Consider the following 26778-nt stretch of genomic DNA (forward strand, 5'->3'; position numbering starts at 1 on the left):
CGCGGCCGCTGTTCACCATTCGGGCATGGGGCGGACGTCCACTTCGGTGGGCACGTCGTCCACCTCGGCTGTCAGGGCTTCGCCCGTGAAGCCCCGAACAGCCAGGCGCAGTCGGGGAACAGGCCCCTGGGTGCGGACGGTCAGATGGTCGCCGGTCAGCCGGGCGGTGATGACGGTCCCGGTGCCGTCCTCGTCGCGCAGCAGGGCCCGGGCCGTGCGGGAGGGCTGGGACTGTGGCCGTACCCATACGGCGGTCACCTCCCCGAAGGGGGCGCTGCCCGCACGCTCGGACGGACGCGTGGTGACCAGCAGGGCTCCGGCCCGCAGCCACAAGGGGGCGGTGGCGAGCGGGAGTTCGACCTGATGCCAGGCCGGCCCGGTGACCGGACGGAGCGTCGCGTCGGAGTACGGCAGCCACTCGCCGGGTGGGAACCAGACCCACCGCCGCCCTCCCGGCGCGAACAGCGGGGCGACCAGCAGGTCGGGGCCGAGCAGGTACTGGAGGTCGGCGGTGTGGGCGTCGGGGCGGTCCGGGTGATCCAGGGGCATCGGGCGGGCGAGGGGTTCGCCGGTGCGTACGGCCTCGGCCGCGGCCGTATGGAGGTGGGGCAGCAGGCTCATCCGCAGCCGGGCCGCATGCAGCACGGCCGCGTACGCCTCCTCGCCGAAGTCCCAGGGCAGCCGGGAGGTCATGCCGTGGAATCGGCTGAGCGGCGACAGCAGTCCGAACTGGGCCCAGCGGACGAAGAGTTCGGCCTCCGGAGTGCCGTGGAAGCCGCCGATGTCATGGCTCCAGAAGGGATGCCCGGTCAGGGAGAGGGAGAGACCGGCTCGCAGGGTGGAGGCCAGGTCCTGCCAACGGGCGTCGGGGTCGCCGGTCCACTTGGCGCCGTGGCGCTGGCCACCGGTCCAGGAGGAGCGGCCCCAGGTCAGGCCGTGGCCCGACACGGTCCTGGTCGTCTCGGAGACCAGGTCGTTGTAGAGGAGGGGGTAGAGGTTGTGCAGGCGCTCGCCGGTCATCCCGTTGTGGGCGACCGCGTCGGCGGGGACCGCCTCACCGAAGTCGGTCTTCAGGACCGACGCCCCGGCGGCCAGGGCCAGGCGGATGCGCTCGCGGAACCAGTCGACGGCCCCGGGGTGGGTGAGGTCCAGCAGCGCCGTGTCCGGGTGGTGGCCGCCCCAGAGCTGCCCGCACCAGGTCTCGCCCGAGGAGGTGTGCAGGAACCAGCCGTTGCGCTCCACCGTGTCGTAGTACGGGCTGTCGATCCCGATGCAGGGGTTCATCCAGAGCGAGATGTGAAAGCCCTGGCCGGTCAGTTCCTCCGCCAGACCCCGTGGGTCGGGGAACGCCTCGGTGTCCCACTCCATGTCCGACCACGAGCCGTGCCGCTGCCAGTAGGTGTCGATGTGCAGGACGTCGCAGGGGAAGCGCCGCTCGCGGACCTGCCTGGCACGCTCGCGTACGTCCGCCGCGGTGTCCTTGCGGAATCCGCCGGAGATCCAGGGGCCGAAGGCCCACTTGGGCGGCAGCAGGGCGGGGCCGGTGAGGTCGCGGTAGCCGGCAAGGCACTCGGCGGGGGAGCCGCTGATCAGGTAGTGGTCGAACACCTCGTCAGGGACGGTCATCGACCAGGCGCCGGTGTTGCTGTGGGCGAGGTCGAAGGACGCCGCCGTGGTCGTGTCGACGAGCACGGCGTAGCCCCGGCTGGAGATCAGGAAGGGGCTCGCCAGGTAGGAGCGGGTACCCGTGGAGCCCTTGGCGTCCTCGACCCAGCACTCGACGCGCTGCCCGCGCAGGTCGAGGCCGGTGAAGCGTTCGCCGAGACCGTAGAAGTGCTCGTCGGGCTCGGCGATCCAGCTGTCGTGGTGGACGAGGCGGCCGTCCGCGAGCTCGGTGACGCCCAGCGGCAGCACGGTGAGCGCGTCGTCGGGGTCGCGGGCGTCGGTGGCCTGGCGCAGCACCCGGCCGTGACGGTCGGTCAGCTCCATCGTGAAAGGCGCGAGACGGACGCTCAGCCGGAGGGCGTCGAGGCGCAGGACCACGGCGTCCGGCGAGTGCGTGGTGGTGCATCCGGCGTCCGTCGGCGCGGTGACGACGGAGGCTCGCGGCGCCGTCGCCACTCCCGCCATGCGCAACGTGACCCGTACGCAACTCGGCGTCGCGGGCCGCAGGCTGAGGGTGCCGGCGCGCCCGGCCGCGGTGCGCACGTCCAGGACCGCGCCGTCCTCGCCGACGTGCACGACCGAGGCGGCGACGACCGGGTCGAGCGCGCTCGGGCCGGCGGGAGTGAGCGCGGGGGGCGGCGCGACGAAGGGCGCGTAGTCACGGGGATGGAGTGAGGACATGGCTCTCCAGAGGACTGCACCGGCCGCGGTTCAGGAGGTGACGCATCGTCAGCCCCTGACGCTTCCGGAGGCGAGCCCACCGACGATGAAGCGCTGGAAGAGGGCGAAGACGCAGACCACCGGAACGCTGATGAGGGTGGCGGTGGCCATCAGCGCTCCCCACGACGTTCCGTGTTGGCCGACGAAGGCGTTGAGCAGGACGGTGACGGGCTGGACGTCGGGCCCCTCGGCGAGGGTGAGGCCGAAGAGGAACTCGCCCCAGCCGATCAGGAAGCAGAGCCCGGCCACCGCGACCAGGGCGGGCGCCATGATCGGCAGTACGACGCGCAGCAGTACGCCGGGCAGTCCGCAGCCGTCGACGAGGGCGGCCTCCTCCAGCTCGGGCGGGACACTCCGCAGCACCGGGCGCAGCACGATCACCGTGAAGGGCAGGGTGAGGGTGGTGTCGGCGGCGATCAGGCCCAGGTACGTGTTGTCGACACCGGCCCGGTGTTCGAGGATGAACAGCGGCGCCGCCAGCACGATGGCGGGCGGCAGTTGGGCGACGAGCAGGGCGAGCACCATCGCGCCCGAGCCGCGCATCCGGATGCGGGCGAGCGCGTAGCCGAGCGGGACGCCCAGCAGCAGGGTGAGCGCCACCACTCCGCAGGAGATCACCAGGCTGTTGAGCAGGGCCCGGGTCAGCCCCGCGTAGGCCAGTGCCGTCGAGTAGTTCTCCCCGGTGACGGGTGAAGGGACCCACTGCGGGGACGCGGTCAGGATCCGGTCCGGCTTCGTGAGACTGGTCTTGGCCATCCAGTACACCGGCAGCAGGAAGGCCGCGGTGATCAGCGTCGCCGCGCCCGTGAGCAGCCAGGGGCGGCGCGGCGGTCTCACGTCGCACCTTCCTCGGCCTGCTCCCGCCGCAGCCGGCGGACGTAGAACACGCCCACGAGCAGGGGTACGACGAGCAGCAGCAGGCCCGCGGCGGCTCCCTGCCCGAAGCGGAAGAACGTGAAGAAGACCTCGTAGACGTAGAGGGACAGCACGCGGGTCGCGTCGATGGGTCCGCCGCCCGTCATCACGAAGACGATGTCGAAGACCTTGAAGGTGTAGATGAGGCCGAGCAGCAGCACGGTCACCGAGACCGGTCGCATCAGCGGGAGGGTGATCCTGCGAAAGCGCTGCCAGGCGTTCGCGCCGTCGATGGCGGCGGCCTCGTACAGCTCGGGATCGATCGTGTGCAGCCCCACCAGGAGCAGCAGCATGTTGAAGGGCATCCCGACCCAGACGTTGGCGAAGACGACTCCGCCGAGCGAGGTGTGCGGGTCGGTGAGCCAGTCGTGGGACAGGCTGCCCAGTCCCGCCGACCGGAGCAGGGCGTCGTAGGCGCCGGAGTCCGCGTCGAGCAGCCAGCGGAAGAGGGTTCCGCTGACCACGGGCGGAAGCAGCCAGGCCACCAGCAACAGGGAGCGGAGCAGACCGTTCAGGGGGAAGGGCCGGACGAAGAGCAGGGCCAGGGCGAAGCCGATGGTGAACTGGAAGAACAGCGATCCCAGGGTGAAGACCACCGAGAGGCGCACCGAGTGCCAGAACTCCGGGTCGGACAGCACGGCGCGGTGGTTGGCGAGGCCGTTGAACGGCTCGTCCCCGCCGAGCAGCCCGCTCAGGTTCACGTCGTGGACGGACGTCCACGCGTTGTAGAACAGCGGATAGGCCAGGAAGAGGGCGAGGAAGGCCAGACCCGGCAGGCAGAACAGGTACCCCTGCCGTCGGCGGCGGGCGGACAGGGGGGTACGGCCGCCCGGGACGCGGCGGCGCGGCCCCTTTCCGGGTGGCGTACGACGGCTCGGTCTCATGTATGCCCCAGCGCCTTGTCGATCTTGGCGGCGGCTGCCTTCGCCGCGGCGGAGGGGGCGCTGGAACCGGTGAGGACGGCCTGCTCCGCCTCGGCGACGGTCTGCGAGATGTCGGCGTAGTGCGGTCCGTACTGGCGCGGCCGGGCGAGCGGCAGCTGGCTGAGGAAGAGCCGCAGTGCCGGATCGGACGCCCAGGTGCCCGCGTCGGCCAGGTCCTTGCGGGCCGGGAGTTCGCCGAACGACACCAGATAGGGCACCAGAACCGAGGGACGCTGGGTGTACTCCAGGACCTGCCACGCCTTGTCGAGATGCCTGCTCTTCGCCATCAGGACCCAGTTCTCGCCGCCCAGGCAGGTGGCGGCCTCCTTGTCGCGGGGCAGGGGGACGACATCCCACTCGAGATTCGCCTTCTTGAGCGTGGGGATCTGCCAGGGGCCGTTGATCTGCAGGGCGGCGCGCTTGTTGATGAACCGGGTGTTGACGTCCTGCTGGGTCCAGCCCACGCACTGCTCGGACAGTGAGCCCTTGGCGACCAGGTCGTCGAGGAAGGACAGCGCCGTCGCGCCATGGGTGGCGAAGGTGTCGAGGTCGCCGCCCGCCTGCCACAGAAACGGCAGGAACTGGAAGACGCCCTCCTCGGTTCTGATCGCGCTCAGTGCCAGGCCGAAGCGGTCCCCGGACGTCAGCCGCGCCGCCGCGGCGGCCAGCTCGTCCCAGGTGGTGGGCGGCTTCACCCCGGCGGACCGGAGCATCTCGGTGTTGTAGTACAGGGCGAGGCAGTTGCTGTTGTTGGGGATCCCCAGGGTCTTCCCGCCTACCTGGCAGCCGGCCCAGGGGCCTTCGTAGTAGTGGTCGGCCTGGCCCCACTTCTCGACCCTGTCGGTGAGGTCGGCCAGCAGACCGCTGCCGCCCAGGGTGTTCATGGAGACGTTGTCGACGATGGCGATGTCCGGCAGGTCGCCGGAGATGGCACCCAGGGTGAGCTGCCGCTCCAGGTCCGCGAACGGGAAGGTCCGCCGCTGGATTTTCACATCCGGGACGTTGGCCTCGATGTCCTTGATGAGGGCCGTCATTCCGGGCTGGAAGTTGTCCAGGGTGAAGTAGTCCCACCAGACGAGGGTGGTCGTGCCCGGCTTGCCCGAGCCGCAGGAGGCCAGGGCCCCGCCGAGGCCGAGGGCGGCTGTTCCCGCGCCTGCGGCACGCAGGAAGCCGCGGCGATCGACGGTGTACGACATGCTCCACTTCCACTCTGTGATCGGGGCTCGCGCGGATCGTGCGGGCCTTCGGACCTGCGGACGTGCGGGCGTGCGTCAGAAATCGAAGTCGTCAAGATCCGGGAATTCCGATTCGGGCTCCGAACCGGGCACCGGACGGCAGGGCCCGGTGCTGGCGCGAAGGGTGATCAGAGGCTTCAGCAGTACGTGCCGGGGAGCCGAGCCGGGTGAGGCGAGGCGCTTGACCATCAGGTCGACGGCGACCCGGCTCATCTCCCGGGCGGGTATCTCGGCCGCGGTGAGCTGCGGGCTCACCTGTTCCGCCCAGGGGCTGGCCGCCACCCCGACGACCGAGAAGTCACGCGGCACGCTGCGGCCGTGACGCGTCAGCCCGCGGTAGACGCCCTCCAGAGCGGCCTCGTTCATGGTGACCAGCGAGGTGGTTGCCGGGTCGTCCAGCAGGATCCGCTCCACGACCGCCTCCCCCGAGGCGAGGTCGTCGCCGCAGAGGTAGGAGTGCGGGGTGAGTCCCAGCTCCGTCATGGCCGCGCCGTAGCCCTCGTCCCCGAGGCGCGCCAGCCCGTAGCCGCTGTTGAACAGTTGCTCCGATCTGTTGACGAACGCGATTCTGCGGTGGCCGAGGTCGGCGAGGTGCCGAACGCAGCCGCCTGCCAGGCCGGCGAAGTCCAGGTCGACCCAGCCGGCCTCCTCCGCCCTGCGGTTCCTGCCGATGGCGACGAAGGGGAAGGCCACCTTGCTGAGGTGTTCGACGCGGTCGTCCTCCCGTCGGATCTCCATGACGATCACGCCGTCCACCCGTCGCTCGTCGACGATCCGCCTGAACGAGGGATCGCTCTGCGAGCCGCCGGGGGAGAGCAGCAGGTCGTAGCCGTGCGGGGTGGCGGCCTCCGCGAGCCCGCCGATGAAGGCGAGCTGCATCGTGGTGTATTCGCGCCCGCGGCCGGCCGGCGGGTAGAGCAGACCGAGCGTGTGCGTACCGCCGGCCTCCGCGGCGCCCGCATGCGCGGGCACGGCGGGCTCCGGGCTCGGGTCGCCCGTGTGCTCGGTCATGGTCAGCTGACCGGGAGGAGCTGCTCGGCCCAGATGGTCTTGCCCCGGGAGGTCTGCCGGGTGCCCCAGCCCTGGGTGAGCTGGGCGACCATGTGCAGCCCGCGGCCGCCCTCGTCGTAGGTGCGGGCGCGGCGCAGATGGGGGGCGGTGCTGCTGGCGTCGGAGACCTCGCAGATCAGCGTCCGGTCCCGGATCAGCCGCAGGCCGATGGGCACGCTTCCGTACCGGATGGCGTTGGTGACCAGCTCGCTCACCACCAGTTCGGTGACGAACGCCGCCTCCTCAAGTCCCCAGACGGCGAGCTGGCGGGCGGCCTGCGCCCGGGCGTCGGCGACGATCGCGGGGTCGGAGGGCAGGGCCCAGGCGGCGACCTGGTCGGTGTGCAGGGCACGGGTGCGCGCGAGGAGCAGGGCCACGTCGTCGCCGGGGCTCTCGGGCAGCAGCGACTCGAGTACGGCGTCGCAGGTGACCTCCAACGAGGGGACCGGGGAGGCCAGCACCGCGCACAGCCGGTCGAGGCCGAGGCCGATGTCATGGTCGCGCGCCTCGATCAGACCGTCGGTGCAGAAGGCGAGCAGACTGCCCTCGGGCAGTTCCAGCTCGGTGGCCTCGAAGGGCAGACCCCCGACGCCCAGCAGCGGTCCCGGGTTGAGCCGTACGACGCTGACCGTGCCGTCGGGGAGGACCAGCACGGGTGGCACATGGCCGGCGCTGGCGAGGGTGCAGACGCGGGCGACCGGGTCGTAGACGGCGTACAGGCAGGTGGCGCCGATCTCACCCGTGACGGCGTACGGCTCGTTCGGGGCGGCGTCGTCCTTGTCCGAGGAGAGGTGCGTGACCAGGTCGTCGAGGTGGGTGAGGAGTTCGTCCGGGGGCAGGTCGACATCGGCGAGGGTGCGCACCGCGGTACGGAGCCGCCCCATGGTGGCGCATGCCTGGATGCCATGGCCGACCACGTCCCCGACGACCAGGGCGACCCGGGTGCCGGACAGCGGAACCACGTCGAACCAGTCGCCGCCCACGCCGGCCCCCGAGCCGGCCGGCAGATAGCGGTACGCGACCTCGACGGCCGTCTGCTCGGGCAGCTCACGCGGCAGCAGACTGCGCTGGAGGGTGAGCGCGTTGGTGCGCTCCCGGGTGTAGCGGCGCGCGTTGTCCACACCTACGGCCGCCCTGCCCGCCAGTTCCTCGGCGAGGATCAGATCGTCCTGCGCGAAGGGGGCCGAGGTGGTGCTCCGGGTGAAGACCGCCACCCCGAGCGTGATCCCTCGGGCCTGCAGCGGGACCGCCATGAGCGAGTGGAACCCGTGCGTCCGGACGCTGCTGCTGCGGGCCTCGTCCAGGGCGACCCACCGCCCGAAGTCGGGATCGTCCGTCCCGCTGAGCACCGGGCGGCCGGTGGTCAGGCAGCGGGCGGGAGGGGAGAACGCGGGATAGGCGTCGATCTTCCCGAGACCGACGCTCGCCTCGGGTACGCCCGCGGCGCGGGACTGGTGCGCCACCCGCCGCAGCATCACGGTGGCGTCGACCGGCCCCGGCACCGGCTCCTCCCCACGGGTCACGGAGTCGAGCAGGTCCACGCTGACGAAGTCGGCGAGCCGGGGGACGGCCAGATCGGCGAGTTCCTGGGCGGTGCGGGTCACGTTCAGAGTCGTGCCGATACGGGTGCCCGCCTCGTTCAGCAGGGCCAGCCGCTGCCGGGCCCGGTGCTGTTCGCTGCTGTCGAAGGTCGCGGTGCCGACTCCGCACACCTGGCCGGTGGAGGGATCCCTGACGGGCCACATCTCGATGATCCAGGCGTGCCCGCGCGCGTCGGGTGGAGCCGGGGTGAGGTGCTCGTAGCGCATCGGCCTGGCCTCCTCGGCCACCCGCCGGACGCGCCGCAGAAACCCTTCGTCGGTGTGGCCCCCGTCCAGGAGGTCGGGGTACGGCGACGTGCGCGGTGCGCCCTTCCGCGCCGGCTCGCTGCCCGAGGCGACCGCGTTCAGCTGCCAGGCACGCGAACCGGTGGCGTAGGTGGACAGGGCGATCGAGGCCTGGGCGAACGCCCACTCCATCATCTTCCGGTCGGGTCCCGACCCGGCGGTGTCCGACGTGGCGGTCACGACGAAACCCTGGGGCTTGCCGTCGCCGTCCAGCGAGGGATGGGCATGCAGAGTGACGTCGACGCGGTGGCCGTCCCGATGAAGGAGTGCGGCGGTGCCGCTCCATTCCTGCGAGTCGATCAGGGCGAGCCCGGCCGTCTCGGAGGACTCGCGCGTGGCGAGCAGCTCGGCCGCGGCATGCCCCACGACCTCCGCGGCGCGGTAGCCCAGCAGCCGCCGGGCACCCTCGCTCCAGCCCGTGACGATGCCTCCCGGGCCGACGGTGGCCGTGACGGCATCGGGCGACCACCCGTAGTGACCGGAACCCTGATCAGAAGCGGTCATACTTTCTCAATTCGCACCCGTGATGTCACTCACAGTCCCAGCGTGCGCGCCCTGCGGGGATAGGGCAAGTCAGCCTTGCGCGGTCCTGGCCCGGTGCGCCGGGCCCCTGCGGCTAGCACTCGATGATGTTCACCGCGAGCCCGCCCCGGGCCGTCTCCTTGTACTTGACGGACATGTCCGCGCCCGTCTCCTTCATGGTCTTGATGACCTTGTCGAGGGAGACCTTGTGGGAGCCGTCGCCGCGCATGGCCATGCGGGCGGCGGTGACGGCCTTGACCGCGGCCATGCCGTTGCGCTCGATGCAGGGGATCTGCACCAGGCCGCCGACCGGGTCGCAGGTGAGGCCGAGGTTGTGCTCCATGCCGATCTCGGCCGCGTTCTCGACCTGCTCGGGGGAGCCGCCGAGGACCTCGGCGAGGGCGCCCGCCGCCATCGAGCAGGCCGAACCGACCTCGCCCTGGCAGCCGACCTCGGCGCCGGAGATGGAGGCGTTCTCCTTGAAGAGCATGCCGATGGCTCCGGCGGCGAGCATGAACCGGACGACGCCGTCCTCGTCCGCGCCGGGCACGAAGTTCATGTAGTAGTGCAGGACCGCGGGGATGATGCCCGCGGCGCCGTTCGTGGGGGCCGTCACCACTCGCCCGCCCGCGGCGTTCTCCTCGTTCACGGCCATCGCGTAGAGCGTGATCCACTCCATGGCGTGCGCCAGCGGGTCGCCCTCGGCGCGCAGCTGGCGGGCCGAGACGGCGGCGCGGCGGCGCACCTTCAGGCCGCCCGGCAGGATGCCCTCGCGGGACATGCCGCGGGACACGCAGGCCTGCATGACACGCCAGATGTCGAGGAGCCCCTCGCGGATCTCCTCCTCGGTGCGCCACGCCCGCTCGTTCTCCAGCATCAGCGCCGAGATCGACAGGCCGGTCTCCCCGGCCAGCCGCAGCAGTTCGTCGCCCGTGCGGAAGGGGTACTTCAGGACCGTGTCGTCCAGCTTGATGCGGTCCTCGCCCACCGCGTCCTCGTCGACCACGAAGCCGCCGCCGACCGAGTAGTACGTCTTCTCCAGCACGAGGGCGCCGGCGGTGTCGTACGCGAAGAGCGTCATCCCGTTGGCGTGGTACGGCAGCGCCTTGCGGCGGTGCAGGACCAGGTCGTCGTCGTAGGAGAAGGCGATCTCGTGCGTGCCGAGGAGGTTCAGGCGTCCGCCGGTGCGGATCTCCTCCACGCGGGTGTCCGCGCCCTCCACGTCCACGGTGCGCGGGGAGGCGCCCTCCAGGCCGAGCAGTACCGCCTTGGGGGTGCCGTGCCCGTGTCCGGTGGCGCCCAGCGAGCCGTACAGCTCGGCGCGTATCGAGGTGGCCCGGTCGAGGAGGTCCTCGTTGCGCAGGCGGCGCGCGAACATGCGGGCCGCGCGCATCGGGCCGACCGTGTGGGAGCTGGACGGGCCGATGCCGATCGAGAACAGGTCGAAGACCGAGATGGCCACGGGGAACTCCTAGGTGTGGTCGGCGGACGCCGTTGTCCGTCAGGGGTGACGCAGAGGGCAGTGCATGCGGCGGGGCACCGCGCTCACCTTCCAGTGTGCGCGGTGCCCCGGACGTTCGTACGAAAGATACCGGTACGAGAGAAAAACGAGAAAAACCTCGTACGACGGAAAGCGAACGAAACTACTTCAGGCCGGGGTACAGCGGGTGCTTGTCGGCCAGAGCGGACACCCGGGCCTTCAGGGACCCGGCGTCGTGGGCGGGCTTCAGCGCCTCGGCGATGATGTCCGCGACCTCGGTGAAGTCCTCGGCGGTGAAGCCGCGGGTGGCGAGGGCGGGCGTGCCGATGCGCAGGCCCGAGGTGACCATCGGCGGACGCGGGTCGTTCGGGATCGCGTTCCGGTTGACCGTGATGCCGACCTCGTGGAGACGGTCCTCGGCCTGCTGCCCGTCGAGCTCGCTGTTGCGCAGGTCGACCAGGACCAGGTGCACGTCGGTGCCACCGGACAGGACGTCCACGCCCACGGCCTTCACGTCGTCCTGGACCAGACGCTCGGCCAGGATGCGCGCGCCGTCCAGGGTGCGCTGCTGGCGCTCCTTGAACTCGTCCGAGGCGGCGACCTTGAAGGAGACCGCCTTGGCCGCGATCACATGCTCCAGCGGACCGCCCTGCTGACCCGGGAAGACCGCGGAGTTGATCTTCTTCGCCAGCTCGGCGGTGGAGAGGATCACGCCACCGCGCGGGCCGCCCAGCGTCTTGTGGGTGGTCGTGGTGACGACGTGGGCGTGCGGGACGGGGTTGGGGTGCAGCCCCGCCGCGACCAGACCGGCGAAGTGCGCCATGTCGACCATGAGGTAGGCGCCGACCTCGTCCGCGATCCGGCGGAACGCGGCGAAGTCCAACTGGCGCGGATAGGCGGACCAGCCGGCCACGATCAGCTTCGGCCTGGACTCCTTGGCGAGCTTCTCGACCTCGGCCATGTCGACCTGGCCGGTGGCGTCGTCGACGTGGTAGGCGACCACGTTGTACAGCTTGCCGGAGAAGTTGATCTTCATGCCGTGCGTCAGGTGCCCGCCGTGCGCGAGGTTCAGGCCCATGATCGTGTCACCGGGCTTGAGCAGCGCGAACATCGCGGCGGCGTTGGCCTGGGCGCCCGAGTGGGGCTGCACATTGGCGTGCTCGGCGCCGAAGAGCGCCTTGACGCGGTCGATGGCGATCTGCTCGACCACGTCGACGTGCTCGCAGCCGCCGTAGTAGCGACGGCCCGGGTAGCCCTCGGCGTACTTGTTGGTGAGGACCGAGCCCTGGGCCTCCATGACGGCGACCGGAGCGAAGTTCTCGGAGGCGATCATTTCGAGGGTGGACTGCTGCCGGTCCAGTTCGGCGTCGACGGCGGCGGCGACGTCCGGGTCCAGCTCGTGCAGGGGTGTGTTCAGAAGCGACATGGGTTCTACGATCCTCAGCCGGCGGAGAAGGCGGTGTACTCGTCGGCGGAGAGCAGGTCGTCCGGCTCGTCCGTGACGCGTACCTTGAACAGCCAGCCGCCCTCGAAGGGCGCGGAGTTCACCAGCGACGGGTCGTTGACCACGTCTTCGTTGATCTCGGTGATCTCGCCGTTGACCGGGGAGTACAGGTCGCTCACCGACTTGGTCGACTCCAGCTCACCGCAGGACTCACCCGCGGTCACCGTGGAACCGACCTCCGGAAGCTGGGCGTAGACGACATCGCCGAGCGCGTTGGCCGCGAACTCGGTGATGCCGACTGTCGCGACGCCGCCCTCGGCGACCGACAGCCACTCGTGCTCCTTGCTGTAACGCAGCTGCTGGGGGTTGTTCATGGCCTGAATTCTCCTGTACGCAGGGGAGTGCTGGTGAATGGGGGACTGCAGGGGCTGCTGGTGAGCCCGGAAGCGGGGCGCGGGGTCGGTCCGGGCCCGCGGCCAGTGTCTACTTCCGGCGCTTGTAGAAGGGCAGCGCCACGACCTCGTACGGCTCGTGACTGCCCCGGATGTCGACCCCGACACCGGCGGTGCCCGGCGCGGCGTGCGCGGCGTCGACGTACGCCATCGCGATCGGCTTGTCGAGGGTGGGGGAGGGAGCGCCGGAGGTGACCTCGCCGATGACCTGGCCGTCGGCGACGACCTGGTACCCGGCGCGCGGGACCCGGCGGCCCTCGGCGATCAGACCGACCAGAACGCGCGGGGGCTCGGAGGCGGCGCGCTCGGCGGCGGCCTCCAGAGCCGTACGCCCCACGAAGTCGCCCTCCTTCTCGAACTTCACGACCCGCCCGAGCCCGGCGTCGAACGGCGTCAGCTCCGTCGTCAGCTCGTGCCCGTACAGCGGCATGCCCGCCTCAAGGCGCAGCGTGTCGCGGCAGGACAGGCCGCAGGGGACGAGGCCGACACCCTCGCCGGCCTTGGTCAGCGCCTGCCACAGCTCGACGGCGTGCTCGGGCTTCACGAACAGCTCGAAGCCGTCCTCGCCGGTGTAGCCGGTGCGGGCGATGAGGGCGGGGACGCCGGCGACCGTGCCCGGCAGACCGGCGTAGTACTTGAGGCCGTCGAGGTCGGCGTCGGTGAGGGACTTCAGGACGCCGGGGGACTCGGGGCCCTGCACGGCGATCAGGGCGTACGCGTCACGGTCGTCGCGGACCTCGGCGTCGAAGCCGGCGGCACGTTCCACCAGGGCGTCCAGCACGACCTGCGCGTTGGAGGCGTTGGCGACCACCATGTACTCGTGCTCCTGGAGCCGGTACACGATCAGGTCGTCCAGGATGCCGCCGTCCGCCCGGCAGATCATCGTGTAGCGGGCGCGGCCGACGCCGACCGAGGCGATGTTGCCGACCAGCGCGTGGTTGAGGAGCGCTGCGGCCTCGGGGCCGGTGACGGTGATCTCGCCCATGTGGGAGAGGTCGAAGAGGCCCGCCTTCGTGCGGACGGCGAGGTGCTCGTCGCGCTCGGAGCCGTACCGCAGGGGCATGTCCCAGCCCGCGAAGTCGGTCATCGTCGCGCCGAGCGAGCGATGCAGGGCATCGAGCGCGGTCAGACGGGGTGCGTTACTGCTCATCGGTGGGGCTCCCAAGGCATGACGGCAAGGCAAGACGGCGAGGCGTTCCTCCCCATCTGTCATCGGAACCTGAGAGGTTCATCACGACCCCGCGAAACGGTGGACATGACTTGCACCTTGGGTGGGGCCGCCGGAGAGCGGCCCGCTTTTCAGATGTGCCTCGCCCGCGCGGTAACGGGGCCTGAGAGATTCAAGGGAGGGACTTGCTCCTTCGGCGTCCGGGCAGACGTACGTACCCGGAACTCTCCCGCGCGGATTCAAGCGGCCGGTATGCAGTTGGCGCGCACATCATTGCACGCGGTCGCCCGGCACGGCAGCGGTACCCCGCACAGCCGCCTGTAGCAGGGCTGTTGCAGGAAGAGGACGGAAAACAGAGGCACCGCGCATTACCTTCTCTTTACACTCGACGGGGATGGGGATCTCCAGACCCAAGGGGAGGACGATCACGGTGAACAGGACCTCGGCGTACCGGACCTCGGCGTATCGGACGACGTCGTACGCGACGACCTCGGGTGTCGCGTTGCCCGATCAGCCAGGCGCTCCGGCCCGGGAGGCGTGCGGTGCGCGGCCGGGAGCCGTCGTCCGTGATCTGCGCGAGCGCGCCGGACGCAGCCCGCACGGCCTGAGCTTCGGCGCGGCCGACCTCGTCGTCGTCACCGGGCTTCCCGGCAGCGGGAAGTCGACCCTGATGCGGCGTGCCGTCACGGGCGCCCGCGTCGACTCGCAGGACACCCGCGACCGCTGGGACGAGCGGATCGCCCGCCGACTGCCGTACGCGGTCTACCGCCCCCTCGTCCGCCTCGCGCACTACGCGGGTCTGCGTCGTGTGCTGCGCGCCGGCACCGCAGCCGTGGTGCACGACTGCGGTACGCAGGCCTGGGTGCGCCGCTGGCTCGCCCGCGAGGCCCGCCGCCGCGGCGGCACCCTGCACCTCCTGCTGCTCGACGTCACCCCGGACACCGCCCTGGAGGGCCAGCGCGAGCGCGGCCGAGGTGTCTCGCGGTACGCGTTCGCCCGTCATCGCGGCGCCGCCGCCCGGCTGTTGCGCTCGGTCGAGAACGGCGACCTCCCGGAGGGCTGCGGCTCGGCGGTGCTCATCGACCGGGACGCGGCGGACGTGCTGCGGCGGATCGACTTCGGCGGCTGAGCGGTCGGGCGGAGGTTTCGCAGCGGAGAGCTTCGTATGAACCCATTAACCTTTCGAGCCGGAACAGTGGTTCGGAGCAGGCGGTAGGCAGATGGACATCCCGGCACAGGCGCACCCCCATCCGCACGGCGGTTGGCCCGGAAACGAGTTGGAGGAGGTGCTCGCCGCGGCCCTCGGGGTGCCCTCCGCAGGCGGCCGCATCGTCGAGGTCCTCGGCCGCAGCTTCCTCTGGATCCCGCTGCCCAACGGCGGCGGCCCGCACCAGGGCCCGCTCGACCTGCCGACGCTGGAGATCGAAGGGCAGGCGTACGTGCCCGTCTTCAGCTCCGAGGAACAGTTCCGCCAGGTCGTCGGCGGCCACATGTCGTACACGATCGCGCCCGCCGTCGAGTTCGCCCGCGGGCTGCCCCCGCAGGTCGGCATCGCCGTGAACCCGGACGGCCTGGTCGGCATCCCGCTGCCGCCCCTCGCGGTCGCCGAACTGTGCCGAGCCGGCCGGACCCCGCTGGACGGCACCGCGAGCGGCGCCCGGGTGCGGCTGTTCGAGCCGGACTGGCAGGAGGACCCGGTGGACTTCCTGGCCGCGGCCTCGGCGGAGTTCGCGGCCACCGGCCTGGTGCTGAGCGCCCGCCGCTGCCTGGCCGCCATCGAGACCTCCGACCCGGTGATGTTCATCGGCGTCGAACTGTCCGCCTGGGAGGCCGACCGCACGCTCCTGCTGGACGCGCTGGGCCGCGCGCTGGGCCGGGTGCCGGTGGGCCGCCCGGTGAACATGGTGTTCATGGACGTGGCTCAGGACCCGGTCGGCGACTGGATGCGCGAGCGGGTGCGGCCCTTCTACCAGCACGGGTACTGACCGCCCACCGGGAGGGGCACGGGCCGCGGGGAAAACGGCGCGGACACCTCCCGCGGTGTGCGTCAAGTCGCTGTCAGGATCGCCGCTTAAGCTGGTTTCATGGCTCGGTCGAAATGTTGACGAGTTCGTCGTGATGCCGGTGATGACGCCGGTTGCGATATCGGCTGTGATGTCGTGATGGTGGAGCGAAGGGGCGGTTGAAGGTGAGCGCGTCGGGCACGGCTGCGGCCGGGCAGGTCGAGCACATGCTGCGCCAGGTGACGCCCGGGCGTTACGACGCCTACGAGGCGCTCCTTCGCGCGCTCGCGACCCCGTCGTCCGGCCAGGTCTGGATGCTGCTCTGGCACGGCCAGGCCGGATCCCCGGACGCGCAGTACGGGAACATGGAGGTCGGCGGGTACGGGTACGCGCCGTGCGTCACCTCCGCCCAGGAACTCTCCGCCAGCGGCTGGAACAGGTCGTACGAGGTCGTGGACGGACTCGACGTCGCCCGCACCCTCTACCCTGACCAATTCGGCCTCTGGCTCAATCCGCACGCTCCCGGCGGCGGCGTCGGCATCCCGTGGCTGGATCTGCGCCGGATCGCCGCGGGCCTGGAGCGCCAGCCCGCCGGTCCGCTCCAACTCTCCGAGCCGGGCATCGAGATCCCGCAGTTCTACGCCCTGCTCACGCAGAACGCGCACCGCACCTCCGCGGTGCGCTCGCTGCGCCGCGCCTGGGTGCAGCCCGCGCACGGGGCGCCGTACCTGGCCATCGGCCTCGATGTGTACGACACCTCGCCGCCAGCCGTCGACTCGGTGCGGGCGATGATGCAGCAGTCCATCTCCGCGGTGCCGGACGGGCTGCCGGTCTCGACCGTCGCGATGTCCGACGAGTCCGACCCGGTGGCGATGTGGCTGAGAGCCAACGCCAGGCCCTTCTACGACCGCGAGGCACACGCCGCTCCGGCGCAGGCCCAGGCGCCGGCAGCCGGCGGATACGGGTACCCGCGGGCCTACTGAGCCCCGCAGGGTCACCCGGCGCACCCTTTCCTGCGAGCGTCGACAGTGAGCTGACCTGCGGCCTCGAAGTCTTCGAGCGAGATGTCCGTAATGACATAGGCGCGCCGGTTAAGTGCCTCGCCGCGCCTTAAGGGGTCAAATATCCGCCGTCCGACCCGCGTTACCCGCCGTCCGGATAACGGAACCCCGCAGACAGCATCACGTTTAGGCATCCATTCACCTTCACGTCTTCCAACAGATCGCCGAGGCGTTGAAGACTCCCGCTCCAGGGGCTTCGTCCCTGTGTACGACGGACTGATCACGCCGCTACAGCGGCAAGTGTGGGCCGGCCACCGCCGGTTGAGAGGGGTCCCTGCCACGATGACGGCACCATTGCACGAGCCGACCACGGACGCGGCCCCGAGCGCGGCCGAGGAAGCGGCGGCCGCGAGCGCTGCCGAGGCCAAGGCGGCGGTACAAGGACGCTCCCTCGGGCGGATCGCCTGGGAGCGCCTCAAGCGGGACAAGCTCGCCCTCACGGGCGGTGTCGTCGTGCTCGTGCTCATCCTGATCGCGATCCTCGCGCCCGTGATCACGAACCTGGTCGGGCAGGACCCCGAGACGCACCACGAGGACCTCATCGACCCGCTCTTCTCGACCCCCACGGGGTCCCTGGGCGGCATCAGCGGGGACCACCTCCTCGGTGTCGAACCGGTCAGCGGCCGCGACATCTTCGCCCGCATCATCTACGGTTCCCGCATCTCGCTCCTGGTCGGCTTCCTGTCCGCCCTCGTCGCGATCGCCCTCGGAACCGTCCTGGGCATCCTCGCCGGCTTCTTCGGCGGCTGGATCGACTCGGTCATCAGCCGGGTCATGGACGGCCTGCTGGCCTTCCCGCAACTGCTGTTCATCATCGCGCTGGTCTCGGTCATGCCGAACGAGATGCTGGGCCTGACCGGCACGGGCGTGCGCCTGTTCGTGATGATCCTGGTGATCGGATTCTTCGGCTGGCCCTATGTCGGCCGTGTGGTGCGCGGCCAGACGCTGTCGATGCGGGAGCGCGAATACGTCGAGGCTGCCCGCAGCCTCGGGGCCGGGCGGATGTACATCCTGTTCAAGGAGCTCCTGCCCAACCTGATCGCGCCCATCATCGTGTACACGACGATGATGATCCCGACCAACATCCTCACCGAGGCGGCGCTCAGCTTCCTCGGCGTGGGAGTCAAGCCGCCCACGGCGTCCTGGGGACAGATGCTCTCCGCGGCGATCGACTACTACGACTCGGACCCCATGTACATGGTGATCCCCGGTGTAGCGATCTTCATCACCGTCCTCTCCTTCAACCTCTTCGGCGACGGCGTGCGTGACGCGCTCGACCCGAAGGGTTCTCGCTGAACTGCCGTACCCCCGGGCCCGTGACCTATCCACGGGCCGCTACACACACGGAGGATCCGAGATCGTGACTACCCAACGCACCACAGGGCGGCGCAAGCAGGCCGTGGCCGCAGCTGCCGTGGTCGCAGCACTGCTCAGCACGGCGGCGTGCGGCGGCGGCGACGACAACAGTGACGGCAAGAAGGGCGGCGCGGCCGGCTTCAACGCCGGTAACAACAAGGTCGCCAATGCCTCCACCAAGACGGGCGGCACGCTGAAGTTCGCCAGCGCCCAGGACGCCGACTCGTGGGACACCACGCGCGGCTACTACGGGTTCGCCTGGAACTTCATGCGCTACTACAGCCGTCAGCTCGTCACCGGCGCCACGGCCCCGGGCGCCGGCGGCACCAAGGTCACGCCGGACCTCGCCACCAGCACCGCCAAGGTCTCCGACGACGGCAAGACCTACACGTACACCCTGCGTGAGGGTGTGACGTGGGAGGACGGCAAGCCGATCACCTCCAAGGACATCAAGTACGGCATCGAGCGTCAGTGGGCGCAGGACGTGCTGTCCGGCGGACCGGTCTACGCGAAGGACATCCTCGACCCCAAGGGCGAGTACAAGGGTCCCTACAAGGACAAGTCCAAGGACAAGCTGGGTCTGAAGGCGATCGAGACGCCCGACGACAAGACCATCGTCTTCAAGCTGCCCGCGGCCAACTCGGACTTCGAGGAAATCCTCGCGATGACCTCGTCGTCGCCGGTGCGCCAGGACAAGGACACCAAGTCCAAGTACGGCCTGCACCCGTTCTCCTCCGGCCCGTACAAGTTCGAGTCGTACACGCCGAACAAGTCGCTGACGCTCGTCCGCAACACCGAGTGGAAGCAGGCCTCGGACCCGGTGCGCAAGGCGCTCCCGGACAAGGTCACGGTCAACTTCTTCACCAACGCCAATGACCTGGACTCGCGCCTGATCAAGGGCGACTACGACCTGGACATGACGCAGACCGGCCTCTCCCCGCAGGGCCGCACCACCGCCCTGAAGCAGCACAAGGGCAACCTGGACAACCCGGTCTCCGGCTACGTCCGTTACGCGGTCTTCCCGCAGACGGTCGCCCCGTTCGACAACGAGCACTGCCGCAAGGCCGTCATCTACGGTGCCGACCACAAGTCGCTGCAGACCGCTCGCGGTGGCCCGGTCGCCGGTGGTGACATCGGCACCAACATGCTCCCGCCGTCCGTCCCGGGCGCCGAGGGCCAGAAGTACGACCCGTACGGTGCCACCCAGAACGACGGTGCCGCGAACGTCGCCAAGGCCAAGGAAGAGCTGAAGGCCTGCGGCAAGCCGTCCGGCTTCAAGACCACGATCGCGGTCCGCAACAACAAGCCGGTCGAGGTCGCCACGGCCGAGTCGCTCCAGGCGTCGCTGAAGAAGGTCGGCATCACCGTCGACATCGACCAGTACGACGGTGCGCAGACCGCCGGCATCATCGGCAGCCCTTCGAACGTGAAGAAGAAGGGCTACGGCATCATCATCATGGGCTGGGGTCCGGACTTCCCCACCATCCAGGGCTACGGTCTCCCGCTGTGGGACAGCAAGTACATCCTGGACAGCGGTAACAACAACTTCGCGATGATCAAGGACAAGACCATCGACGGTCTGTTCGACAGCTACGCGAAGGAACTGGACGCCGCCAAGAAGGTCCAGCTGTCCACGGAGATCAACCACAAGGTCATGGAGGGCGGTTACTACCTGCCCTTCGTCTTCGAGAAGTTCATCAACTGGCGCTCGAACCGGCTGACCAACGTCTACACGACCGACAACTACAGCGGTCAGTACGACTTCATCAGCCTGGGCGTGAAGTAATTCCGACCGGCGCACCCGCCATAAGGCACGAAAGGCAGGTGAAGGCCGGAGCGGTGTGAACCGTGGGCCACCGGAAGACCTCCGGTGGCCCACGGTCCCGCCGTCGGGCCGAGAGCAGTGCTCGCTTACCTCATCAGGCGACTCTTCGCCGCAGTAGTGTTGCTGGTGGTCATCATTCTGGTGGTCTTCGGCATCTTCTTCCTCGTCCCCAAGTGGGCGGGCGTCGACCCGGCGACGATGTTCGTCGGCAAGCAGGCCGACCCCGCGGCGATCGAGGGCGTACGGCAGAAGCTCCAGCTGGACGACCCGATCTTCGTCCAGGTCTGGGAGTTCTTCAAGGGACTCTTCGTCGGACGTACGTACTCGGGTGGCGGCGACGTCACGCAGTGCTCGGCGCCTTGCTTCGGCTACTCCTTCCGTACCGAGCAGGCCGTCTGGCCGCAGATCACGGACCGCTTCCCGGTGACCCTGGGGCTGGCGCTCGGTGCCGCCGTGCTGTGGCTGCTCTTCGGTGTCGCGGCCGGTGTGCTCTCCGCGCTCAAGCGGGGCACCCTGTGGGACCGCGGTGCGATGTTCGTCGCGCTCTCGGGCGTCTCGCTCCCCATCTACTTCACCGGTCTGCTGGCCTCGGCGGTCTTCATCTTCGGACTCAAGTGGTTCGACGGCCAGTACGTCCCGCTCAGTGACGGCATCGGCGGGTATCTCGGCGGCATGATCCTGCCCTGGGTCACCCTCGCCTTCCTCTACGCGGCGATGTACGCGCGGATCACCCGCGCCACCATGCTGGAGATCATGGGCGAGGACTACATCCGCACCGCCCGTGCCAAGGGCCTGCGCGAGCCCGTCGTCATCGGCAAGCACGCCATGCGCTCCACGATGACGCCGATCCTCACCATGCTCGGCATGGACCTCGGCGCCCTCATCGGCGGCGCGATCCTCACCGAGACCACCTTCAGCCTCCCCGGCCTCGGCCAGGCGGTGCTCCAGGCGATCCGCACCCAGGACCTGCCCGTCATCCTGGGCGTCACACTGATCACGTCGCTCGCGGTGATCGTTGCCAACCTTGTGGTGGACTTCCTGTACGCCGCGATCGACCCCCGAGTGAGGCTCGCATGACCGAACTCAGCAAGAGCGGAGCGGTGGCCGAGCCCGTCAAGGACTCGCCCGCCCCCTCCGCCTTCCTCGAAGTACGCGACCTCAAGGTGCACTTCCCGACCGACGACGGCCTGGTCAAGTCCGTCGACGGGCTGAGCTTCCAGCTGGAGAAGGGCAAGACCCTCGGCATCGTGGGCGAGTCCGGCTCCGGCAAGTCGGTCACCTCGCTCGGCATCATGGGCCTGCACACGGCCGGCCAGTACGGCAAGCGCAAGGCGCAGCTCTCCGGCGAGATCTGGCTGAACGGCACGGAACTGCTCTCCGCCGACCCCGACCACGTACGCAAGCTGCGTGGCCGTGAGATGGCGATGATCTTCCAGGACCCGCTGTCGGCGCTGCACCCGTACTACACGATCGGCCAGCAGATCGTGGAGGCGTACCGCATCCACAACGACGTCGACAAGAAGACCGCGAAGCGCCGCGCCGTGGAGATGCTCGACCGCGTCGGCATCCCGCAGCCGGACAAGCGCGTCGACAGCTACCCGCACGAGTTCTCCGGCGGTATGCGCCAGCGCGCGATGATCGCGATGTCGCTGGTGAACAACCCCGAACTGCTCATCGCGGACGAGCCGACGACCGCCCTCGACGTCACCGTCCAGGCGCAGATCCTCGACCTCATCCGGGACCTGCAGAAGGAGTTCGGCTCCGCGGTCATCGTCATCACCCACGACCTGGGCGTCGTCGCCGAGCTCTCCGACGACATCCTGGTGATGTACGGCGGCCGCTGCATCGAGCGCGGCCCGGCCGAGAAGGTGTTCTACGAGCCCCGCCACCCCTACACCTGGGGTCTGCTCGGTTCGATGCCCCGCCTCGACCGCGACCAGCAGGAACGCCTGATCCCGGTCAAGGGCTCCCCGCCCTCCCTGATCAACATCCCGTCGGGCTGCGCCTTCAACCCGCGCTGCCCGTACGCGGACGTCCCCAAGGACAACGTCACCCGCACGGTCCGCCCCGAGCTGACCGAGGTCGGCAGCAAGCACTGGGCCGCCTGCCACATGACGCAGGAGCAGCGGGAGCGTATCTGGATCGAAGAGATTGCGCCCAAGCTGTGAGTGACAACGCAGAGGACAAGGCAGTGAGCATCCCTGCACAGAGCGACGGCGCGGCCCAGGACGCGGCCCCGGTGGCGACCCTCACCAAGGACGCCGCTCCCGGCGAGGTCCTGCTCAAGGTGACCGGGCTGCAGAAGTACTTCCCCATCCGCAAGGGGCTCATGCAGCGCCAGGTCGGCGCCGTGCGAGCCGTCGACGGCCTCGACTTCGAGGTGCGGGCCGGCGAGACCCTGGGCGTCGTGGGCGAGTCGGGCTGCGGCAAGTCGACGATGGGCCGGCTGATCACGCGGCTGCTCGAACCGACCGCCGGCAAGGTCGAGTTCCAGGGCAAGGACATCACGCACCTCGGTGTGAACGGCATGCGCCCGATGCGCCGTGACGTCCAGATGATCTTCCAGGACCCGTACTCGTCGCTGAACCCGCGCCACACCATCGGCACGATCGTCAGCGCTCCCTTCAAGCTCCAGGGCGTCACGCCCGAGGGCGGCGTCAAGAAGGAAGTGCAGCGGCTGCTGTCGGTCGTGGGCCTCAACCCCGAGCACTACAACCGCTATCCGCACGAGTTCTCCGGCGGCCAGCGCCAGCGCATCGGCATCGCCCGCGCGCTCGCGCTCAGGCCGAAGCTGGTGGTGGCGGACGAGCCGGTCTCCGCGCTAGACGTGTCGATCCAGGCGCAGGTCGTGAACCTGATGGACGACCTCCAGGAGGAGCTCGGCCTCACGTACGTGATCATCGCGCACGACCTGTCGGTCGTCCGGCACGTCTCGGACCGGATCGCGGTGATGTACCTCGGCAAGATCGTCGAGCTGGCGGACCGCGAGTCGCTGTACAAGGCGCCGATGCACCCGTACACCAAGGCGCTCATGTCGGCCGTGCCGATCCCGGACCCGGCACGGCGGGGCGCCAAGAGCGAGCGCATCCTGCTCAAGGGTGACGTGCCCTCGCCGATCGCGCCGCCGAGCGGCTGCCGCTTCCACACCCGGTGCTGGAAGGCCACGCAGATCTGCAAGACGACCGAGCCGCCGCTCCTGGAGCTGAAGCCCGGCCAGCAGGTCGCCTGCCACCACCCGGAGAACTTCGCCGACCAGGCACCGCAGGACACGGTGCTGCTGTCCGTGGCGAAGGAGGCGGTGGAGCTGGTGCCGGACGCCGCGCTGGCGGAGTCCGCGGCCACCTCGGCGGCCCTGGCGGAGATCGTCGAGGCTGACGAGACGGCTGAGGTCACCAAGACCGCTGAGGTCACCGAGGCCCCCGAGGTCACCGAGTCTGCGGAGACCACTGAGGCAACCGAGGCCTCCGAGACTCCTGAGGCAGCCGTCGCGGAGGAGACTCCGGAGGCCCCTGCGGCCGCCGAGCCCGCCGAAGCGGAGGCCGAGGCGGAAGCGGAAGCCGACCGTCAGGAGTCAACTGACAAGTAGGCCATGACGATTGGGCAAAGTCATGTCCATGTTCGAACGGGAGAGTGCAGAGTCTCGCGTGTCCGTCTGATCGGAACACGCTCGAAGGGACGCTCATGGCACTCTCCCGTTCGGCACGTTTAGGAGCCCTCGCGACCGCGGCGGCCTCCTTCCTCGTCATCGCGGCATCGTCCGCCCCGTCACCCGGCGCCGACGGCATCGGTGACACCTACTTCCCGCAGCTCGGCAACGGCGGCTTCGACGCCCGTCACTACGACCTCGACGTGGCGTACAACCCCGACACCGACCGCCTCGACGGCCGTACGACGATCACGGCCCACGCCACCCAGAGCCTCACCTCGTTCGATCTCGACCTCCAGAAGCTGGACGTCACGCGCATCGAAGTGAACGGCAGACGCGCCGACTTCACGCGCGAGGGCGACGAGATCCACATCACCCCCCGCGGTGTCCTGCACAAGGGCCGCACCTTCACGGTGACCGTGACGTACGGCGGCGTTCCCGAACCGCTCGGCGGCCCCATCGTGTTCGGCTCCAACTACGGGTGGATGAAGACCGCCGACGGCGTCTTCGTGGCGTGCGAGCCCAACGCCGCCTCCACGTGGTTCCCGTCCAGCGACCACCCCTCCGACAAGGCCACCTACGACATCCGCATCAAGACCCCCAAGGGCCTGACCGGCGTCTCCAACGGCCGGCTGATCTCGACGTACGACAAGGGCTCCGAGACGGTCAGCCACTGGCGCGAGAGCCGGCCCATGGCGACGTATCTCGCGACCGCGACCATCGGCAAGTTCGACGTGAAGACCGGGAAGACACCCGGCGGCACACCCATCTACGTCGCCATCGACCCGGTGCTCGCGAACAGCAACACCGTCGACGTGTACGCCGTCACCGCCGAGGCCACCGACTACTGGTCGCAGGTCTTCGGCCCGTACCCGTTCGAGGAGACCGGCGCGATCGTCGACGACATGCCGGAGGCCGGGTTCTCCCTGGAGGTCCAGTCGAAGCCCGCCTACTCGGCGGTGCGTTCCGAGCAGACCATCGTGCACGAGCTGGCCCACCAGTGGTTCGGCGACTCCGTCTCGGTGGACCGCTGGAAGGACATCTGGCTCAACGAGGGCTTCGCGACCTACGCCCAGTGGCTGTGGTCCGAGCACAAGGGCGTCCGCTCGGCGCACGACTCGTTCCTCGCCGGGTACAACTCGCGCCCCGCCGACGCCGCCTTCTGGCAGATCGTCGTCGGCGACCCGCAGCGCGACACGATGTTCGCCTCGGCGGTCTACCAGCGCGGCGCGATGACGCTCCAGATGCTGCGCGAACGCATCGGCGACACCGCCTTCTTCAAGCTGCTGCCCGCCTGGACGAAGATCCACAAGTACGGCAACGCCAACACGGCCGACTTCATCGAGCTCGCCGAGAAGATCAGCGGACAGAAGCTCGACGACCTGTTCCAGACCTGGCTCTTCACCACCGGGAAGCCCGTCGTCTAAGCCCGGCCGTCCCGCTCTTGTCCGGCCACTCCAGGCAATCCCGCCCTCCGGACCTGGCTTTGTAAGGTTCACGCCCGGTGGCGGGTGAGAATGTTCGGGTGCTTCAGCAACTGTTCAGTCCCTCCGTCCAGCACACGCTCGACCTGGTCGGGATCTTCGTCTTCGCGATCTCCGGCGCGCTGCTGGCCGTCCGCAAGAACTTCGACGTCTTCGGCATCGCCGTACTCGCCGAGGTGACCGCGCTGGGCGGAGGGCTGTTCCGTGACCTGATCATCGGCGCCGTACCGCCGACCGCGTTCACGGATCAGGGGTACTTCCTCACCCCGCTGCTCGCCGCCCTGCTCGTCTTCTTCCTGCACCCCCAGGTGGAGCGCATCCAGGTCGGCGTCAACGTCTTCGACGCGGCCGGCCTCGGGCTCTTCTGCGTCTCGGGCACGATGAAGGCGTACGAGTACGGGCTGAGCCTCACCTCCTCGGCCACCCTCGGCCTCGCCACCGCCGTCGGCGGCGGTGTGCTGCGCGACGTGATCGCGGGCGAGGTGCCGTCGCTGCTGCGCTGGGACCGCGACCTGTACGCGGTGCCCGCGATAGTGGGCGCCACGATGGTGGTGCTGTGCATCCGCTACGACGTGCTGACCCCGTTCACCAGCGGCCTCGCCGCCCTCACGGCCTTCGTGCTGCGCCTGCTCGCGATGCGGTTCCACTGGCGAGCGCCGCGTGCCTGGAACCGTCGTTCGACGGTCCGCGAGGAGTAGTCGCGCCCCGGGCCCGGCCCTGGCCCGTCTCCTCGGTCAGCCAGCGGAACGCCGGTACCACCTGCGGTTCCCACAGCGCCATCGTGTGCCCGCCCGCGCTGCGCGGCACGTACACCACGTGCACGGTCGTCGGCGCCTTCGCGATCTGCTCCAGGGCCACACCCGCCTCGTAGCCGTCGCGCGGCTGGCCGGAGATGTAGAGCGCGATCCGGGGAGGCGTGCCGGCCCCCCGGAGCAGCAGGTAGGGGTTGTTCGCGGCGCGCAGGGCGGGGGTCTGCGCGGCGAGCGAGGCCCGCTCGCCGATCGGGTCGTTGTAACCGGACAGGCCGATCGCGGCCCGGTAGCGGTCCGGGTGCGCCACCGCGAGCTTCACCGCACAGTGCGCGCCCGCCGAGTACCCGGCGACCGACCAGCCCTTGGGAGCAGGCTCGGCCCGGAAGTTGTCCATGACCATCCTCGGCACGTCGACGCTGAGCCAGCTGTCGGCGTTCACCGTGCCCGGGATGTTCGCGCAGCCCGTGTCCACCCCGGCCAGCAGGTTGGTCCGCGGCGCGACCAGGATGAACGGCGCGACCTGCCCGTCCCGCATCAGCGGCAGCAGCTGCTCGTGCGCCCTCAGCGACCCGAACCACGCCTTCGCCGAGCCCGGGTAGCCCGGCAGCAGCTCGACGACCGGGAACTTGTGGTGGCGGTAGGCGGGTTCGTCGTACTGGGGCGGCAGTGAGACGTAGACCTCGGCGTTCACGCCCGACACCCGGCCCTTGAGCTGGGTGACGCGTACGCCGTCGAGGTGGGTCGCGTCGAACTGCTGACGGACCCTGGGCAACCGTTTCAGCGCGATGCCGCCGGTGCCGTCGGCGCCCAGATCCGCGGCCTGCTGCACGTGATTGCCGGTGCCCAGCAGGTCGGCCCAGTTGTCGTACAGGTTGTTCTCGTTGTTGACCAGCACGAAGACGAGGGCGACGGCCGTGCCCTGGGCGAACAGCACCATCAGCACCCGGGCGAGGGCGCGCAGTGGTTTCGGCCCCCCGATCCGCGACCACAGCGCGAGGGGGAGCACGACGGCGACGACGGACAGCACGATCAGCGTGTACAGGAACGCGGTCCCGGTGAGGCTCATGCCCCTACAGAGGGCGATTCGATGACATCGGTTGACGGACGAGTACGGACACTTACCAAGAAATTGCCCGGGTCTCACCTTGCCGGGCCGACCCGAATCCATGGAAAAGCTACCGCTTAGTAATT

General features: G+C 69.7%; 21 protein-coding genes and 2 riboswitches. Of the genes, 10 read left to right on the forward strand and 11 right to left on the reverse strand.

Annotated features, from left to right (window positions below; translation table 11 throughout):
• Positions 1–12 precede the first annotated feature (12 nt).
• From ACN6LB_RS21755 to gcvT, 10 genes are all read right to left on the reverse strand, one after another.
• Positions 13–2346 (reverse strand): TIM-barrel domain-containing protein, encoded by a 2334-nt coding sequence (locus tag ACN6LB_RS21755; RefSeq protein ID WP_445027369.1) that lies wholly within the window; start codon positions 2344–2346, stop codon positions 13–15.
• 48 nt (positions 2347–2394) lie between these two features.
• Positions 2395–3222, reverse strand: a complete 828-nt coding sequence (locus ACN6LB_RS21760) for a carbohydrate ABC transporter permease (RefSeq protein WP_445027370.1) — start codon at positions 3220–3222, stop codon at positions 2395–2397.
• Entirely contained in the window at positions 3219–4184 is a 966-nt protein-coding gene (locus ACN6LB_RS21765; protein ID WP_445027371.1) for a carbohydrate ABC transporter permease, read from the reverse strand. The genes ACN6LB_RS21760 and ACN6LB_RS21765 overlap by 4 nt, the downstream gene beginning before the upstream one ends.
• Complete coding sequence (locus tag ACN6LB_RS21770; RefSeq protein WP_445027372.1) at positions 4181–5419, reverse strand: ABC transporter substrate-binding protein; 1239 nt, start codon at positions 5417–5419, stop codon at positions 4181–4183. Before ACN6LB_RS21770 ends, ACN6LB_RS21765 begins: the two co-directional genes overlap by 4 nt.
• A gap of 75 nt (positions 5420–5494) precedes the next feature.
• Positions 5495–6469 carry a LacI family DNA-binding transcriptional regulator gene (locus tag ACN6LB_RS21775; protein WP_445027373.1) on the reverse strand — a complete coding sequence of 325 codons (975 nt, stop codon included), beginning with the start codon at positions 6467–6469 and terminating at the stop codon, positions 5495–5497.
• Positions 6470–6471: 2 nt separating this feature from the next.
• The gene (locus tag ACN6LB_RS21780; protein WP_445027374.1) at positions 6472–8898 is read right to left on the reverse strand and encodes a SpoIIE family protein phosphatase; all 2427 of its coding nucleotides are present in this window, start codon (positions 8896–8898) and stop codon (positions 6472–6474) included.
• A 112-nt stretch (positions 8899–9010) separates the two neighbouring features.
• Positions 9011–10378 carry an L-serine ammonia-lyase gene (locus ACN6LB_RS21785; protein WP_445027375.1) on the reverse strand — a complete coding sequence of 456 codons (1368 nt, stop codon included), beginning with the start codon at positions 10376–10378 and terminating at the stop codon, positions 9011–9013.
• Positions 10379–10559: 181 nt separating this feature from the next.
• Positions 10560–11822, reverse strand: a complete 1263-nt coding sequence (gene glyA / locus ACN6LB_RS21790; RefSeq protein WP_356134065.1) for a serine hydroxymethyltransferase — start codon at positions 11820–11822, stop codon at positions 10560–10562.
• Between the two features lie 14 nt (positions 11823–11836).
• Positions 11837–12214, reverse strand: a complete 378-nt coding sequence (gcvH, locus tag ACN6LB_RS21795; RefSeq protein WP_356134063.1) for a glycine cleavage system protein GcvH — start codon at positions 12212–12214, stop codon at positions 11837–11839.
• 109 nt (positions 12215–12323) lie between these two features.
• Positions 12324–13442 (reverse strand): glycine cleavage system aminomethyltransferase GcvT, encoded by a 1119-nt coding sequence (gene gcvT, locus ACN6LB_RS21800; protein WP_445027376.1) that lies wholly within the window; start codon positions 13440–13442, stop codon positions 12324–12326.
• A 46-nt stretch (positions 13443–13488) separates the two neighbouring features.
• A riboswitch (glycine riboswitch) is annotated at positions 13489–13601 on the reverse strand.
• A riboswitch (glycine riboswitch) is annotated at positions 13602–13702 on the reverse strand.
• Positions 13703–13854: 152 nt separating this feature from the next.
• Here gcvT and ACN6LB_RS21805 point away from each other — a divergent pair.
• The 10 genes from ACN6LB_RS21805 to ACN6LB_RS21850 all read left to right on the forward strand — a co-directional run bounded on the left by ACN6LB_RS21805 (position 13855) and on the right by ACN6LB_RS21850 (position 25533).
• On the forward strand, positions 13855–14589 hold the full coding sequence (locus ACN6LB_RS21805; RefSeq protein ID WP_445027377.1) for an AAA family ATPase: 735 nt from the start codon (positions 13855–13857) through the stop codon (positions 14587–14589).
• Between the two features lie 91 nt (positions 14590–14680).
• Complete coding sequence (locus ACN6LB_RS21810; RefSeq protein ID WP_356134057.1) at positions 14681–15445, forward strand: enhanced serine sensitivity protein SseB; 765 nt, start codon at positions 14681–14683, stop codon at positions 15443–15445.
• Positions 15446–15648: 203 nt separating this feature from the next.
• Positions 15649–16446, forward strand: coding sequence for an enhanced serine sensitivity protein SseB C-terminal domain-containing protein (locus ACN6LB_RS21815; RefSeq protein ID WP_356134054.1), 798 nt, complete (start codon positions 15649–15651; stop codon positions 16444–16446).
• Between the two features lie 360 nt (positions 16447–16806).
• Positions 16807–17820, forward strand: coding sequence for an ABC transporter permease (locus ACN6LB_RS21820; protein WP_445027378.1), 1014 nt, complete (start codon positions 16807–16809; stop codon positions 17818–17820).
• Between the two features lie 64 nt (positions 17821–17884).
• Entirely contained in the window at positions 17885–19666 is a 1782-nt protein-coding gene (locus ACN6LB_RS21825) for an ABC transporter substrate-binding protein (protein ID WP_445027379.1), read from the forward strand.
• 117 nt (positions 19667–19783) lie between these two features.
• On the forward strand, positions 19784–20782 hold the full coding sequence (locus ACN6LB_RS21830) for an ABC transporter permease (RefSeq protein WP_356134137.1): 999 nt from the start codon (positions 19784–19786) through the stop codon (positions 20780–20782).
• Positions 20779–21873: an ABC transporter ATP-binding protein gene (locus ACN6LB_RS21835; protein ID WP_445027380.1), complete on the forward strand. Its 1095-nt coding sequence runs from the start codon at positions 20779–20781 to the stop codon at positions 21871–21873. Before ACN6LB_RS21830 ends, ACN6LB_RS21835 begins: the two co-directional genes overlap by 4 nt.
• A 23-nt stretch (positions 21874–21896) precedes the next feature.
• On the forward strand, positions 21897–23291 hold the full coding sequence (locus ACN6LB_RS21840) for a dipeptide ABC transporter ATP-binding protein (protein ID WP_445027381.1): 1395 nt from the start codon (positions 21897–21899) through the stop codon (positions 23289–23291).
• A gap of 95 nt (positions 23292–23386) precedes the next feature.
• Entirely contained in the window at positions 23387–24778 is a 1392-nt protein-coding gene (locus ACN6LB_RS21845) for a M1 family metallopeptidase (RefSeq protein WP_445027382.1), read from the forward strand.
• A 98-nt stretch (positions 24779–24876) separates the two neighbouring features.
• Positions 24877–25533, forward strand: a complete 657-nt coding sequence (locus tag ACN6LB_RS21850; RefSeq protein ID WP_356134042.1) for a trimeric intracellular cation channel family protein — start codon at positions 24877–24879, stop codon at positions 25531–25533.
• Here the strand turns inward: ACN6LB_RS21850 and ACN6LB_RS21855 are convergent.
• On the reverse strand, positions 25442–26653 hold the full coding sequence (locus ACN6LB_RS21855; protein ID WP_445027383.1) for an alpha/beta hydrolase: 1212 nt from the start codon (positions 26651–26653) through the stop codon (positions 25442–25444). The genes ACN6LB_RS21850 and ACN6LB_RS21855 overlap by 92 nt on opposite strands.
• Positions 26654–26778 lie beyond the last annotated feature (125 nt).

The organism is Streptomyces sp. SAS_270, assembly GCF_052543295.1.

Excerpts from the sequence above, each read along its gene's own strand:
- ACN6LB_RS21755 (WP_445027369.1), bottom strand. The coding sequence starts at position 2,346 with ATGTCCTCACTCCATCCCCGTGACTACGCGCCCTTCGTCGCGCCGCCC.
- ACN6LB_RS21765 (WP_445027371.1), bottom strand. The coding sequence starts at position 4,184 with ATGAGACCGAGCCGTCGTACGCCACCCGGAAAGGGGCCGCGCCGCCGC.
- ACN6LB_RS21770 (WP_445027372.1), bottom strand. The coding sequence starts at position 5,419 with ATGTCGTACACCGTCGATCGCCGCGGCTTCCTGCGTGCCGCAGGCGCG.
- ACN6LB_RS21775 (WP_445027373.1), bottom strand. The coding sequence starts at position 6,469 with ATGACCGAGCACACGGGCGACCCGAGCCCGGAGCCCGCCGTGCCCGCG.
- ACN6LB_RS21780 (WP_445027374.1), bottom strand. The coding sequence starts at position 8,898 with ATGACCGCTTCTGATCAGGGTTCCGGTCACTACGGGTGGTCGCCCGAT.
- glyA (WP_356134065.1), bottom strand. The coding sequence starts at position 11,822 with ATGTCGCTTCTGAACACACCCCTGCACGAGCTGGACCCGGACGTCGCC.
- gcvH (WP_356134063.1), bottom strand. The coding sequence starts at position 12,214 with ATGAACAACCCCCAGCAGCTGCGTTACAGCAAGGAGCACGAGTGGCTG.
- gcvT (WP_445027376.1), bottom strand. The coding sequence starts at position 13,442 with ATGAGCAGTAACGCACCCCGTCTGACCGCGCTCGATGCCCTGCATCGC.
- ACN6LB_RS21805 (WP_445027377.1), top strand. The coding sequence starts at position 13,855 with ATGGGGATCTCCAGACCCAAGGGGAGGACGATCACGGTGAACAGGACC.
- ACN6LB_RS21810 (WP_356134057.1), top strand. The coding sequence starts at position 14,681 with ATGGACATCCCGGCACAGGCGCACCCCCATCCGCACGGCGGTTGGCCC.
- ACN6LB_RS21820 (WP_445027378.1), top strand. The coding sequence starts at position 16,807 with ATGACGGCACCATTGCACGAGCCGACCACGGACGCGGCCCCGAGCGCG.
- ACN6LB_RS21835 (WP_445027380.1), top strand. The coding sequence starts at position 20,779 with ATGACCGAACTCAGCAAGAGCGGAGCGGTGGCCGAGCCCGTCAAGGAC.
- ACN6LB_RS21845 (WP_445027382.1), top strand. The coding sequence starts at position 23,387 with ATGGCACTCTCCCGTTCGGCACGTTTAGGAGCCCTCGCGACCGCGGCG.
- ACN6LB_RS21855 (WP_445027383.1), bottom strand. The coding sequence starts at position 26,653 with ATGAGCCTCACCGGGACCGCGTTCCTGTACACGCTGATCGTGCTGTCC.